The sequence below is a fragment of the Rhodococcus spelaei genome (assembly GCF_006704125.1).
GTDB lineage: Bacteria > Actinomycetota > Actinomycetes > Mycobacteriales > Mycobacteriaceae > Rhodococcus_G > Rhodococcus_G spelaei.
Genome location: NZ_VIGH01000001.1, coordinates 303,275 through 316,479 on the forward strand (window position 1 = coordinate 303,275; position 13,205 = coordinate 316,479).

A 13,205-nucleotide genomic window follows, 5' to 3' on the forward strand; every position below is an offset into this window, starting at 1 on the left:
CCCATGTCTGGTGAGTCGTCGTCGCAGTCCGGCCCCCGCGCGTGGGAGCAGGTGCTGAGCCGGCTCGAGCAGATGCTGGTCTCGGGTGAGGTCCGTCCCGGCCAGCGTCTGCCCGGCGAGCGGGTGCTCGCCGCGGACCTGGGGGTCGGGCGGTCGTCGGTGCGTGAGGCGCTGCGGGTGATGGAGGCGCTCGGGCTGCTGAAGGCGCAGACCGGGTCCGGGCCGAGCGCGGGTGCGATGATCGTCGCCCGCCCGACCGGTGGCATGGCGATGCTGATGCGGATGCAGGTTGCGGCGCAAGGGTTTCCGGTGACGGACGTGGTGCAGACCCGACTGGTGCTCGAGGCGGAGGTGATGCGCACCCTCGCCACCCGCAGGCCCGAGCCGGACCTGCGTCTCGCGACCGAACTACTCGACTCGATGGACGATACGGCGTTGTCCGCCGACGAGTTCCTGATCCTCGACGCGCAGTTCCACGTCGCCATGGCCGACGCCGCGGGCAACCAGGTGGTCGCGGCGATGATGGCGGGCCTACGCGAGTCCATCGAGTCGTACGTGATCGGGGGAGTGGACGCCGCGGCGTGGCCCAGTACCTGCACCCGGCTGCGGCACGAGCACCGCGGGCTGGTCGAGGCCGTCGTCGCGGGCGATCCGACCCTGGCCGAACGACGGATCCTCGACCACATCCGCGGCTACTACGAGGGCCTCAGACCCTGACGCCCCGGCGGGCCGGACCCGGACCCTCAGCGGACGCAGACTCCCGGCGCGAGGGAGTGGTGGTCGGCTACGGCACGCCGCCCGACCACAGCTATGCGAGTGCACTCGACGCGCTGATCCGGGTGTCGAGGTGCTGACGCAGTGGTGCGGATACGGAGGGCCGACCCTCCGTATCCGCGCCACTGCGGCGGAGCCTCCTAGATCGAGCCGCCCGCCGCGGTGGGTGCGCCGGCCGCGTCCTTCGGGGCACCCATTTCGCGCGCGACGAAGGTCTCGAGGTCGAACAGGTTGGTGCCGGCGCGATCCGCGATGGCGAGCAGGGTGGTCATCGAGGCGACCTCCTCGACCTGCTCCTTGAGGAACCACTGCATGAACTGCTCGCCGAGGTAGTCACCCTCGTCCCGGGCGGTGCTCGCGAGCTGGACGATCTGGTCGGTGACGATCTTCTCCTGCTGGAGGGCGAGCGCGATCGGCTCGCGCGGTCCGTCGAAGCTGGTCTTCGCGGCATCCACCCCGGTCAGTTCGACCTCCATGTCACGGTCGAGGAAGTACTGCACGATCATCATGGCGTGGTTACGTTCCTCCACCGCCTGGCTGTAGAAATGCTTGGCCAGCTGCGGGAGGTCGGCATTGTCGAAGTACACGGCCGTCGCGATGTACTGGTGCGACGCGTTGAATTCATTGCGAATCTGATCGTGGAGCAGTGCGTGAAACTTCGTCCGTTGATTGTCGTCGCTATTGCTCATTCGGCGACGATATCGCTGGTCAGAAGCGATTGTCATCCAAGTCAAGCCTAATTGAGGACAGTGTTCCCTAATTCATAGCGCCGGCGCATATCACGGTTGTCCGGTTTCCGGCGAGTATTCGAATTACTGTATTCAGGTGTCAGTGGTCACCTGGCCGCTGTGTTCCGGGAGTGAAAGGAGTTGTCTGGTATGAACATTTCGACCAAACGGCTGTTGAGCATTTCGGTCGCATGCGCCGCAGTGGGACTCGCGGCAGTCGGCTGCAGCAGCGACGACAACAGCAGCGGCAACGGCACCAGCACCACCACGGCGGGGGCCATGGCGAACCTGACCACCGAGGCCCCCTCGACGACGATCATGACCCCGAACGGCGACGTGACGCTCTCGGGACCGATCCTCGAGCGGTACACGGCGGCCGGCGGTCCGACCGGTTCGCTGGGCGTGCCGCTCGGGCCGCCCGAGGACGTCGGCAACGGCGGCAAGGTCGTCCACTTCACCAACGGCGCAATCTATTCCACTGCGGCCGGCCCGGCCTACGTGGTCCAGGGCGAGATCCTGCGCGTCTACACCGCGCAGCAGGGCCCGACCGGCACGCTCGGGTTCCCGACCGGCGACGAGAAGGTGATCACCGGCGGCTGGGAGAGCACCTTCGAGCACGGCACCATCAAGTGGGTGGACACCGGCAACGGCGTCTTCGTCGAACAGGTCACCCAGAACTGACCGGATTCGCCGCACCACGGGAGACCGTCCCGGGTGCGGCGAATGTGCTTACGCGGCACCGCCTCCCGCGGGCCGCGGCGCGGTCGCGTCCGCGGCCGACGCCGAGTTCATCTCGCGCGCGACGAAGTCCTCGATGTTGAACAGGTTGTCCCCGGCCCGGTCGACGATGGTCAGCAGGGTGGTCATCGAGGCGACCTCCTCGACCTGCTCCTTGAGGAACCACTGCATGAACTGCTCGCCGAGGTAGTCGCCGGTGTCGCGGGCGGTCCGGGCCAGCTTGGTGATCTGGTCGGTGACGGCGCGCTCCTGGTTCAACGCCAGCTCGACGGGCTCGCGGACCGACCCGAACTCGGTGACGACCTCGTCGATACCGGGGATCTGCACCTCGAGGTCGTTGTCGAGCAGGTACTGGATCATCATCATCGCGTGGTTGCGTTCCTCGTTCGCCTGGCTGTAGAAGCGCGCGGCGAGCTGCGGCAGATCGTGTCCGTCGAAATACACCGCGACCGCGAGGTACTGCTGCGAGGCCGTGAACTCGTTGCGCACCTGGGTGCGGAGTAGGTCGTGGAATTCGCTGCGTTCACGGGGGTTGCTCATGCGGCACAGGCTACCGGGCACGGCTCGGTCAGTTGGTGGTCAACAGGTCCTGCGGAATCGGCTTGTCGTCGGCCAGTGCACCGAAGAACCGGGTCGCCTTGTCCCGGTCCCACAGCAGCACGTTCCCGGAACCGTCGACGTCCTCGAACCCGCCGACCGGGACGGTCGTGGTGACGAGGTCCCCGCGCATCGCCCAGGCCAGGCCTGCCAGGTTCCACAGGTGATCGCCCTGGTCGACTTGCAGCGAGCCGGCGGTCTTGGTCACCAACGGCCACAACCGGAACGGGTTGAGCATGGTGCCGAGGCCGGTGGCCTTCTTCAACAGCGCCGCCATGAACGCGCGCTGGTTGTTCATCCGGTCCAGGTCGGCCAGCGGTGTCGCGCGGCTGCGCACGAAGCCGAGCGCCTGACTACCGGTGAGGTCCTGGCAGCCGGGCTGCAGGTTCACCCCGGCGAGCGGGTCGTCGATCGGGTACGGCACGCACAGGTTCACGCCGCCGACCGCGTCGACCATGCCGGCGAACCCGCCGAAGCCGATCTCCGCGTAGTGGTCCATCCGCAGCCCGGTCGCGCCCTCGACGGTCTGCACCAGCAGCGGCGCACCACCGATCGCGAACGCCGCGTTGATCTTGTCCTTGCCGTTGCCGGGGATGGGGACGTAGGAGTCGCGCGGGATCGACACCATCGTCGTGGCGCCGCTCTTCGGGATGTGCACGACGATGATCGTGTCCGTGCGACCGTTCCCGACCTCGCCGCCGGTCGAGAGCTGCTGCTCCTGCTCGGGAGTGAGCCCGGCGCGGCTGTCCGAACCGACCAGCAGCCAGTTCGTGCCGGGAGTGTCGCCGATCCGGCCCGCGTAGTCGGAGAGCGCGTCGATCCGGGTCAGCGAACGGTCCAGGTAGAACACGGAGCCGCCGAGGACGACGAGCACGATCAGCAGCACCAGCCCGATCCGCCGGCCCCAGCGCGGCCGCCGGCGTGACCTCGCGGGGCGGGGTGGCTGCTCGGGCGGCACGGATCCGGGGCGTCCGCCGCGCGGGGGCGGCGGCACCGGGGTCCCGCGTCGCCGCGACGGGTCGACGTACGGCTGGGGCGTCCGGGGCGGCGCGTACGGCGAGCCCGCCCGGTTGTCGGGCCGCGGTGGCTGCGGTCGGGGTTGCGGGGGTCTCGGTGCGAGGGGACGCTGGTCGGGCTGTTGCGACCAGGCTCGCGGCGCGGCCTGTGGCGGCACCTGCCTGCCGTCGCGGCGGATCACCTGGGTGCCCTCCGGCGGGGGTGCCGCCGGGCCTCGTGGCGGCGGGACCGGCCGGCGCGGCTGCTGCTGGTTCGGGGCCGGCGGCTGGTTCGGTCCCCAGGGTTGCGGACGCGGCGCCCCACCGCGACCCGCGCGGGGGTCCCGGGGGTCGCGGGGCGGGTAGTGGTCGCCGTTCACCACAGAAACTCTACGGGTCAGGGCAGCCAGGACACGCGGCCGCGGAGCGCGGTGTACCCGACGAACGCGACCGCGTCGATCAGCCAGTGCGCCACGATCAGCGGCCACAGCTTGCCGCTGCGCTGCCAGTATCGTCCGAAGACCACGCCCATCACGACGTTGCCCAGCCCCCCGCCGAGACCCTGGTAGAGGTGGTAGCTCCCGCGCAGCAGCGCGGACGCCGCGAGCGAGGAGTTCTCGCCCCACCCGAGCCTGCGCAGCCGGGAGATCAGGTACGCCACCACCAGCACCTCCTCGGCCGAGGAGTTCGCCAGCGCCCACAGCACCAGTGCGGGCAGCCGCCACCAGTGGTCGTCGATGGTGCTCGGGACCACGGTGACGTTCGCACCGATCGCGGTCGCCGCGAGGTACAACCCGAGGCCCGGCAATCCGATCAGTGCGGCCAGCCCGACACCCGGCAGCAGGTCGCGACGCCACCGAGGCCGGCGACTCAGCCCGACCTGCTCGGGGCCGAGGCCGCCGCGCCAGAGCAGGTACAACCCGAGGGCGGCCCACGCGCAGAGCTTGACGATGCCGAGCAGCTGCCGGCCCAGGTCGATCCAGTCGACCGTGGAGCGGGACGCGTTCAGCGCGACCGTCTGGTCGGACAGTCCGCCGGGGGCCATCGCGCTCTCGGCCAGCGACAGCATGCTCGACAGTGCGCTCAGCCCGAACGTGACCAGCAGGACGACGGTGATCTCGAACCACAACGCGCGGCGCTCGGCGGGGTCCGGCGGCGGCGCGGTCTGTGCAGGTGGGGCGGGCCGGAGCCAGTCGTCGAGCCGGGTCACGGGTCGACAGTAGGCGCTGCGCGCCTGTGAGTCCTTCTGGCCCCGGTGCGGGCCAGAAGGACTCACAGGTGGCGGAGCCGCCTCAGGGCCCGGTTCAGCGCGACCGCGTCGTCCACGGGGTCGGCGAAGGAGATCCGGACGTCGCGGTCGGCGTCCTCGCCCTCCACCCGCAGGCGCACGCCGTAGCGGTCCAAGCCGAGGGGGCGGATCCGGCCGCCGGTGCGCAGCGGTCGCGGCAGCCGCCGGGCGAGCAGTGCGATCAGCTCGCCGTGGTCGGATTCGAGGTGTTCGAGCCAGCAGTCCTCGACCTCGTGGAAGGGGTCGGGTCGCGCGGCAAGCAGGTCGTCGAGGGGCACGGGTTCGGCGCCGTGGCTGTCCGCGACGACCGCCGAGTCGAGCACCAGCCTGAGCAGAGTGGTCTTGTGGCCGACGTCGAGGAGGGCGGGGTCGGGCCGCTCGCCCGCGACGGCCGCGGCCAGCGCGCGGGAGGCCTCGGCCGGTACGGCGTGCAGCGCCCCGCGCAGCCACACGAGCGAGCGGACGGGTTCGCGCAGCGGCAACGGGGTCTGGTCGGTGAGCTCCAGGACGGCGGGGAGTCCGCCGCGACCTGCTTGCCAACTCAGCGCGGTGACGGCCGAGTCGGTGGGGACGGTGAGCACCACGTCGCCGCATGCTCGCAGGTGCTGGACGGGGACGGGCACGGGGTCGCTGCCGTCGATAGCGAGGACGGCCTGGCGTGAGCGGGCGCAGGCGCTGCGAACGCGTTCGGCGGTGGACGGGGCGAGCGTGGCGGGGGCGGGCATGGGTGCTCCTTTCGTCCCCGGAGACCGGAGTCACAGTAGGTTAGCCATGCCTAAGTTACGTGAGCCGTCCCGGAGCGCGCAAGACTCAGCCGCGCGGCTACCGTGGAGCCGTGTCCACCCTGCTCACCCTGCATCCGCCCACCCCGAACGATCCGCGGCCACCGTTCGCCGGTCTGCTCTCGGAGATCTGCGTCGACGCCGCCGGCGTTCGGACGCGCCGACGGGGCGAGTTGTTCGGCCCGCCGATCCTGCCGGTCACCGCGATCGCCGAGGCGGAGGCGTCCGACGGACCGCTGTGGGTGCGGTTGGGTGCGGACCCCGACCTGCTACCCGAACAGGCCGGCCCCATGCTGGCGCGCGTCGAGGTCGACTGCCCGTTCGAGAGCCTCGACGACGCCGTCGCCCTCGCGCAGGGCGATCCGCGCCCGCTGCCGGCCCCGCTGGCGGTGTTCGTCGACGGCGGCACGGCCGGGCGCGGCTGGGCCGCCGAGTCGGCCGAACGGATCGCCGCCGCCGGGGCGCACCCGGGACTCGACGCCGACCTCGCCGATGTGGACGTGGCCGACTTCCTGGCCGTGCTCGCGCATTCCGATGCCGGCTTCGTCGCGCGCGCCGCGACCGGGGAGCAGGTCGTCGCGATCCTGGCGGCGACGGTCGCGGCCCTGCGCGGCGACGACATCCGCGCCGCCTACGTCGGGGCGGACCCGGCCCCGGTCGCGTCACTGAGCACGGCCGCCGCCGGGGCGGTCCGCGAGGTGCTGCTCGGCATTGCGGTCGATGACGCCGCCGCCGTCGAGGCGCACCTGCGCGCGTGCGGCATCACCGCCACCCTCGCCAAGGCGTGAACGGACCGTTCAGGCTCACCACGAACCTGAACGGTCCGTTCACACCGGGGGGTAGTGCGTAATCTGGACCAGTGCCTCGCATCGCCTACTTCGGACCGTCCGGGACCTTCACCGAGATGGCCCTCGCCCAGTTCGAGTCGTCCGGTCTCTTCGACGGCCCGGTCGAGCGGGTGGCCGCGCCGAGTCCGCCTGCCGCGCTCGCGCTGGTGCGCGCGGGCTCCGTGGACGGTGCCGTCGTTCCCATCGAGAGCTCGGTCGAGGGCCCGGTGCCGCCGACCCTGGACGCGCTCGCGGTCGACGACCGGCTGCAGATCGTCGCGGAAACCGAACTGGACGTGAGCTTTACGATCGTCGCGCGCCCCGGCACCACCCTCGAGCAGGTGCGTACCATCCGCGCGTACCCGGTCGCGGGTGCGCAGGTCCGGATGTGGATCGAGAAGAACCTGCCCGACGCGGCGGTCGAGTCCGCCTCGTCCAACGCCGGTGCCGCCGAGGACGTCGCGGCGGGGGTGGCGGACGCAGGGGTGTCCACCGCGCTGGCGGGGGAGCGGCTCGGCCTGACGGTGCTCGCCGACTCGGTGGCCGACTTCGACGGTGCGCGAACGCGATTCGTGCTCGTCACCCGGCCGTGCCCGGCGCCTCCCGCGACCGGAGACGACCGCACGGCGGTGGTGCTGCAGCTCGACAACTCGCCGGGGTCGCTCGTCAGTGCGATGTCCGAATTCGCTACTCGTGGAATCGATCTCACGCGAATCGAGTCGCGCCCCACCCGGGTCGAGTTCGGCACCTACAAGTTCTACCTGGACTGCATCGGGCACATCGAGGACACCGCGGTCGCGGAGGCGCTCAAGGCGCTGCACCGCAAGCACACGGTGCGCTTCCTCGGGTCGTGGCCGGCGGCGACGCCCGGCGGCCAGCGGCCGCCGTCGGACGAGGAGGCCGCCGAGTGGTTGCGCCGGATCCAGGCCGGCGAGCCGGACGGAGGGAACTGACGGTGGCGGGCAAGCTGATCCTGGTCCGGCACGGACAGACCGAGGCGAACGTCGCGCGGCGGCTGGACACCCGACTGCCCGGAGCGCGGCTGACCGAGCGCGGAGAGGGGCAGGCGCTGGCCTTCGGGACTGCGCTCACCGGTCCGCCGCCGAAGACCGTGGTCGCATCGGAAGCGTTGCGCGCCAGGCAGACCGCGAGCTTCGTGGAGTTGGCGTCCGGCATCACCGTGCAGGTGCGCGAGGGCATTCACGAGGCGCAGGCAGGCGAGCTCGAGGACCGCACCGACCGCGCCTCGCACGAGCTGTTCGCGAGGGTGTTCCACTCGTGGCACGCGGGTGAACTCGGCGCCCGGATGCCCGGTGGGGAGTCCGGCGAGGACATCCTCGAGCGGTACCTGCCGGTGGTGGGCTCGTTGCGGTCCGAGTTCCTCGAGGGCGAGCGCGCCGACGAGGACGGCGACGTGCTGGTGGTCAGCCACGGCGCCGCCATCCGCCTGGTGGCCCGCTACCTCGCGGACGTGGACGGCACCTTCTCCGCTGACACCCACCTCGACAACACCCAGACCATCGAGCTGGTCCCGACCGCGGGCGGCGGCTGGGAGTGCGTGCGCTGGGGCGCGGCGTTGCCGCCGTTCTTCGCTCCGCCGGAGGACATTCTCGACGACCCGATGGGTTGATGCGGCGTCGCGGGCCGAGTCGGCGACGTTGACGGCGCTGGACCGCGGTGAGGCGGCCGCTCGCGACCCGGACGTCGAAGAGCACTTCTGGCCGGAGACTTCACGTTCAGCGCGTTTCGGGACGCTGCGTACGCTGTGACGATGAGCGAGTTCGAACGGGTCGACAAGCGCAGCCTGCGGTACGCGGGCAGACGTGCGGAGTTGCTCGCCGCCATCACCGACTACGTGGTCGAGCACGGCGTCCTCGAGCTGTCGATGCGACCGCTGGCCAGGGAGGTCGGCGTCTCGCATGCCTCGCTGCTGCATCACTTCGGCAGCAAGGAGAACCTGCTCGCCGAGGTCATCGAGAACATGCGCGTCGAGTCCATCCCGCTGGACCTGCTCGCCGACCCGGGTGGCGATCCACTCGGGCTGCTGACCGAATGGTGGTCCACGCGAATGGATCCCGCGGCACTCCCCCGGTTCCGGGTGATGCTCGAGATCTACGTGCAGGCGGTGCTCCATCCGGAGGCGAACGAGCGGTTCCTGGCGCGATTCGTCGGTCAGTGGCTCACCGCGCTGGAGAAGGGGCTGAGGTCCGCGGGCTGTCCCGACGACGAGGCGCCGCTCGAGGCGACGCTGATCCTCGGGCAGGTGCGCGGGCTCTCGCTGGACCTGCTCGCGACCGGCGACCGGGCCCGGGTGGACGGGGCGTTCGCGCTGTTCGTCGACGGAATCGCCGCGAAGATCGAGCGGTGGCGGCCGGCCGCCACCTGATTGCTCGAGCACCCGGGAGAGGTGCTTCTCTACGTGAACTCGGCGGCGCTGCATGGTGGGTCTCCTCCGGTGGATCAGGCGTGGACGGGATTCAGCAGTCCGGCAAGGCGTTCGGAGATCAGTGACTCGGCGTCGGCGACGATCCGCTCGACGAGCTCGCCCGCGGTAGGGATGTCGTGGATGATGCCCTGGACGGTGCCGACCGACCAGATGCCGGCCTCCGGGTCGCCGTTCTCGTAGACGAGCCGACCGCGGGCCCCGGCGACGAGCTCGCGGACGTCCTCGAATTGCCCTCCCCGGCTGAGGATCTCCACGACCTCTCGGCTGACGGTGTTGCTCGCTACCCGGGCGGTGTTGCGCAACGGCCGGAAGATCAGCTCGGTGTCCGTCTCCTTCGCCGCGACGATCGCCTCCTTGACGGTCCGGTGGATCGGCGACTCCTCGGTGCACATGAACCGGGTGCCCATGTTGATGCCGTCGGCGCCCAGCGCCAGCGCCGCGACCAGGCCGCGACCGTCACCGAACCCGCCGGACGCGATCATCGGGATCGTGATCTGCTCGGCCGCCGCGGCGATCAGCACCAGCCCCGGGACGTCGTCCTCGCCGGGGTGCCCCGCGCACTCGAAGCCGTCGATGCTGATGCCGTCGACACCGAGATCCTGCGCCTTGACGGCGTGCCGGACGCTGGTGCACTTGTGCAGCACCTTGACCCCGGCGGCGTGGAAGTCCGGCAGATGCGGTGCGGGACTGGAGCCGGCGGTCTCGACGATCTTGACGCCGGAGTCGATGATGACCTGGCGGTACTCCTCGTACGGCGGCGGCGTGATCGCCGGGAGGATGGTCAGGTTCACGCCGAACGGCTGGTCGGTCAGCTCGCGGGTGCGGGCGATCTCCCCGGCGAGATCCTCGGGCGTGGGTTGGGTGAGCGCGGTGATCATGCCGAGCGCACCGGCGTTGGCCACGGCGGCAACGAGCTCGGCGCGGCCGACCCACTGCATGCCGCCCTGCACGATGGGGTGGCGGACGCCGAAGGTCTCGGTGAAGGCGGTGGACAGCACGAAAGTCTCCTCGCGGTATGGGATCTCAGGAATCGTTGGGGCGGTAGCCGACGATCCGCAGCGCGATGCGGACGTACCGGGCGGCGACCTGGTCCGGGGTCAGTGGGCCGTCGATCTGGTACCAGCGGGCGATGGACTGTCCCATGCCGAGCAGCGCGCGCACGGACTCGTCGACGTCGTCGACCTCGAAGACGCCGCATTGCACGCCGTCGCTCACCAGGTCGACGGCCATCATCTCGAAACGTTTACGGGTGGCGGCGTATACGCGACGATTCGCCGGCGACACGTGGCGCAGTTCGGAGTCGAGACCGGACTGTCGGGCGCGGTGCGTCATGTTCAGCACCATCGCCTCGACGAAGTTCGCGAAGCGGGCCGCAGGCTCGTCTCCGCCATCTGTGACCGCGGCCAGGCCCTGTCGATCAGGTCGTGGACCGCGGCGTTGAGCAGGGTGACGAGAACGGCTTCCTTGTTCTCGTGGTGGTAGTACAGCGCCGGCACCGTGACCCCGGCCCGGCGGGCCAGGTCGCGGACGGTGGTGCCGTGGAAGCCGTTCTCGTGGAACGCGTCCAGTGCGTGGTCGAGGATGGGGCCGAGCTGCAGCGGCTCGAAGGTCCGCCAGGTGGCGGTGGTTTCGGGCGGTGCGGACATCGGCCCCTCCTCTGTTCCCGTGTGGATCAGCGCGGGGCCATGCGGATGGCGCCGTCGAGACGGATGGTCTCGCCGTTGAGCATCGGGTTCGACACGATGTGCGCGGCCAGCGCGCCGTACTCCGACGGGTCACCGAGGCGCGACGGGTGCGGCACCTGCCCGCCGAGGGACTTCTGCGCCTCCTCGGGCAGCGAGCCGAGCAGCGGGGTCTTGAACAGGCCCGGCGCGATGGTGACGACGCGGATCAGCAGCGAAGCGAGGTCGCGGGCGATCGGCAGGGTCATGCCGACCACGCCGCCCTTGGAGGCGGAGTACGCGGCCTGACCGATCTGGCCGTCGAACGCGGCGACGGAGGCGGTGTTGATGATGACTCCGCGCTCGCCGTCGATCGGCTCGGTCTTCGAGATCCGTTCCGCTGCAAGGCGGAGCACGTTGAAGGTGCCGAACAGGTTGACGTCCACGACCTTCTTGAAGGCGTCCAGCGGGAACGCGCCCTGCTTGCCCACGGTCTTGATTGCGTTGCCGATGCCGGCGCAGTTCACCGTGACCCGCAGCGGGCCGAGGGATTCCGCGAGGTCGAGGGCTGCGATGACGGCGGCCTCGTCGGTGACGTCGGCGGCGACGAAGCGGACGCGGTCGCCCTGTACCTCGTTGCACAGCTCCTTGGCGACCGTCTCGCCGTCGGAGGACGGCAGGTCGATGATGACGACCTGGGCGCCGTCGGCGAGCAGGGCCTTGGTGGTGGCGAGGCCGAGGCCGGAAGCGCCACCGGTGACGACGGCGACGCTGTCGTTGATCTGCATGAGCTGTTCCTTTCGAAAGACGTCGGTTGTCAAAGGCGTTCGATGACGGTGGCGTTGGCCATGCCAGCGCCCTCACACATGGTCTGCAGGCCGTAGCGGCCGCCGGTCGCCTCGAGGGTGTGGAGCATGGTGGTGAGCAAACGGGTGCCGGAGGACCCGAGGGCATGGCCGAGGGCAATGGCGCCGCCCCACGGATTGAGCTTGGCCGGGTCGGCGTTGAACTCGTGCGCCCAGGCCAGTGGGACGGGTGCGAAGGCCTCGTTGACCTCGTATGTGTCGATGTCCTCGATGCCCAGAGCGGCCTTCGCGAGCACCTTGTGGGTGGCCGGGATCGGCGCGGTGAGCATGAACATGGGGTCGTCGCCGGCGACGGAGAACGAGTGGAATCGGGCCCGAGGAGTCAGGCCGAGCTTGGTCGCCATCTCCTCGCTCATGATGAGGACGGCGGAGGCGCCGTCGGTCAGCGGCGACGAGTTGCCGGGCGTGATCTGCCACGGTGCCTCGGGGAAGCGGGTCGCGAACGCGTCGGTGCGGAACGACGGCTTGAGGCCGGCGAGTCCCTCGGCGGTGGTCGAGGCCCGCACGGTCTCGTCGACGGTGTGCGTGACGGTGTCGCCGGAGGCGTTCACGACGTCGATCGGCACGATCTCGCGGTCGAACGAGCCATTCGCGATCGCGGCGGCGGCGCGCTGGTGCGACTGTGCGGAGAACGAGTCCAGCGTGTCGCGGTCGAGCTTCCACCTCGCGGAGATCAGCTCGGCGGAGATGCCCTGGTGCACAAGTCCGTCCGGGTAGCGGGCCGCGATGCCGGGGCCCGACGCGTCCTGTCCCATCGGGGAGGTGCCCATCGGGATGCGGCTCATCGACTCGACACCGCACGCGATGACCAGGTCGTAGGCGCCGGCGATGACACCCTGCGCGGCGAAGTGCGCGGCCTGCTGGCTGGAGCCGCACTGGCGGTCGATCGTGGTGGCGGGCACGGAGTCCGGGAACCCGGCGGAGAGCAGTGCGGTGCGGGAGATGTTGAGGGCCTGCTCGCCGACCTGCTGGACGCAGCCGCCGATGACGTCGTCGACCTGGGCGGGGTCGATGCCGTTGCGGTCGACGACGGCCCGCAGGACGTGGGCGAGGAGTTCGACGGGGTGGGTGCCGGACAGGGCGCCGCCCATCTTGCCCTTGCCGGACGCGAGACGGACCGCGTCGACGATGACTGCGCTGGTCATGGTGATTCCTTTCGAGGAGAGGAGAAGTGGTGCGGCCCAGCGCCTCGGGAGGGCGTCGCCCAGGCGCAGAGCCGGCATCGGGGGACGTTCAGCGTCCCTGCCAGACGGGTTCGCGCGCGGTGGTCGGCTCGTCGGCCAAGGTGCTCCTCGGGTGAGGGGATTCCGTAATTACTGAACGCTCGCTAAGACACCTATCACGCTCGGCGTCCGGCGGTCAACGGTCAGCTTTAGCTAGCGACCGCTCAGTGCCGTCTGGTACTGATGGGAATGGCCGCGACGGCGATCGATTCCTCGACAGCCTGCGTAGCCTCGAAACCGGCAGTGCCACCGGCACAGTGGCGCTCCACCTCCGACCGTG

The 13,205-nt window shown here is 70.5% G+C and carries 14 protein-coding genes and 1 pseudogene; 6 read left to right on the plus strand and 9 right to left on the minus strand.

Annotated elements, in window-relative coordinates:
* The first annotated feature begins 3 nt into the window (after nucleotides 1–3).
* The gene (locus tag FK531_RS01360; RefSeq protein ID WP_142094854.1) at nucleotides 4–717 is read left to right on the plus strand and encodes a FadR/GntR family transcriptional regulator; all 714 of its coding nucleotides are present in this window, start codon (nucleotides 4–6) and stop codon (nucleotides 715–717) included.
* A 197-nt stretch (nucleotides 718–914) separates the two neighbouring features.
* Here the strand turns inward: FK531_RS01360 and FK531_RS01365 are convergent, their stop codons facing one another.
* Entirely contained in the window at nucleotides 915–1,463 is a 549-nt protein-coding gene (locus FK531_RS01365; RefSeq protein WP_142094855.1) for a ferritin, read from the minus strand.
* 189 nt (nucleotides 1,464–1,652) lie between these two features.
* Between FK531_RS01365 and FK531_RS01370 the strand changes: the two genes are divergently transcribed.
* Nucleotides 1,653–2,183: an LGFP repeat-containing protein gene (locus FK531_RS01370; protein ID WP_246097761.1), complete on the plus strand. Its 531-nt coding sequence runs from the start codon at nucleotides 1,653–1,655 to the stop codon at nucleotides 2,181–2,183.
* Between the two features lie 48 nt (nucleotides 2,184–2,231).
* Here FK531_RS01370 and FK531_RS01375 read toward each other — a convergent pair whose 3' ends face one another.
* The 4 genes from FK531_RS01375 to FK531_RS01390 all read right to left on the minus strand — a co-directional run bounded on the left by FK531_RS01375 (nucleotide 2,232) and on the right by FK531_RS01390 (nucleotide 5,845).
* Entirely contained in the window at nucleotides 2,232–2,780 is a 549-nt protein-coding gene (locus FK531_RS01375; protein ID WP_142094856.1) for a ferritin, read from the minus strand.
* 28 nt (nucleotides 2,781–2,808) lie between these two features.
* On the minus strand, nucleotides 2,809–4,035 hold the full coding sequence (locus FK531_RS01380) for an LCP family protein (RefSeq protein WP_142095306.1): 1,227 nt from the start codon (nucleotides 4,033–4,035) through the stop codon (nucleotides 2,809–2,811).
* A gap of 194 nt (nucleotides 4,036–4,229) precedes the next feature.
* Nucleotides 4,230–5,042: a CPBP family intramembrane glutamic endopeptidase gene (locus FK531_RS01385; RefSeq protein WP_142094857.1), complete on the minus strand. Its 813-nt coding sequence runs from the start codon at nucleotides 5,040–5,042 to the stop codon at nucleotides 4,230–4,232.
* 62 nt (nucleotides 5,043–5,104) lie between these two features.
* Nucleotides 5,105–5,845, minus strand: coding sequence for a DUF2470 domain-containing protein (locus FK531_RS01390; protein WP_142094858.1), 741 nt, complete (start codon nucleotides 5,843–5,845; stop codon nucleotides 5,105–5,107).
* 110 nt (nucleotides 5,846–5,955) lie between these two features.
* Between FK531_RS01390 and FK531_RS01395 the strand changes: the two genes are divergently transcribed.
* The 4 genes from FK531_RS01395 (at nucleotide 5,956) to FK531_RS01410 (ending at nucleotide 9,115) form a co-directional block, all read left to right on the plus strand.
* Nucleotides 5,956–6,690 (plus strand): hypothetical protein, encoded by a 735-nt coding sequence (locus FK531_RS01395; protein ID WP_246097763.1) that lies wholly within the window; start codon nucleotides 5,956–5,958, stop codon nucleotides 6,688–6,690.
* 71 nt (nucleotides 6,691–6,761) lie between these two features.
* On the plus strand, nucleotides 6,762–7,682 hold the full coding sequence (gene pheA, locus FK531_RS01400) for a prephenate dehydratase (RefSeq protein WP_142094859.1): 921 nt from the start codon (nucleotides 6,762–6,764) through the stop codon (nucleotides 7,680–7,682).
* A 2-nt stretch (nucleotides 7,683–7,684) separates the two neighbouring features.
* The gene (locus FK531_RS01405) at nucleotides 7,685–8,359 is read left to right on the plus strand and encodes a histidine phosphatase family protein (RefSeq protein ID WP_142094860.1); all 675 of its coding nucleotides are present in this window, start codon (nucleotides 7,685–7,687) and stop codon (nucleotides 8,357–8,359) included.
* 141 nt (nucleotides 8,360–8,500) lie between these two features.
* Nucleotides 8,501–9,115: a TetR/AcrR family transcriptional regulator gene (locus FK531_RS01410; RefSeq protein WP_142094861.1), complete on the plus strand. Its 615-nt coding sequence runs from the start codon at nucleotides 8,501–8,503 to the stop codon at nucleotides 9,113–9,115.
* A 74-nt stretch (nucleotides 9,116–9,189) separates the two neighbouring features.
* Here the strand turns inward: FK531_RS01410 and FK531_RS01415 are convergent, their stop codons facing one another.
* The 4 genes and pseudogenes from FK531_RS01415 to FK531_RS01430 form a co-directional block, all read right to left on the minus strand.
* Entirely contained in the window at nucleotides 9,190–10,173 is a 984-nt protein-coding gene (locus FK531_RS01415; RefSeq protein WP_142094862.1) for an NAD(P)H-dependent flavin oxidoreductase, read from the minus strand.
* Between the two features lie 25 nt (nucleotides 10,174–10,198).
* Nucleotides 10,199–10,821 (minus strand): annotated as a pseudogene (locus FK531_RS01420) (TetR/AcrR family transcriptional regulator).
* A gap of 26 nt (nucleotides 10,822–10,847) precedes the next feature.
* A complete protein-coding gene (locus tag FK531_RS01425) occupies nucleotides 10,848–11,624 on the minus strand; it encodes a 3-hydroxyacyl-CoA dehydrogenase (RefSeq protein ID WP_142094863.1) in 777 nt (258 codons plus the stop codon).
* A 29-nt stretch (nucleotides 11,625–11,653) separates the two neighbouring features.
* The gene (locus FK531_RS01430) at nucleotides 11,654–12,847 is read right to left on the minus strand and encodes a thiolase family protein (RefSeq protein ID WP_142094864.1); all 1,194 of its coding nucleotides are present in this window, start codon (nucleotides 12,845–12,847) and stop codon (nucleotides 11,654–11,656) included.
* Nucleotides 12,848–13,205 lie beyond the last annotated feature (358 nt).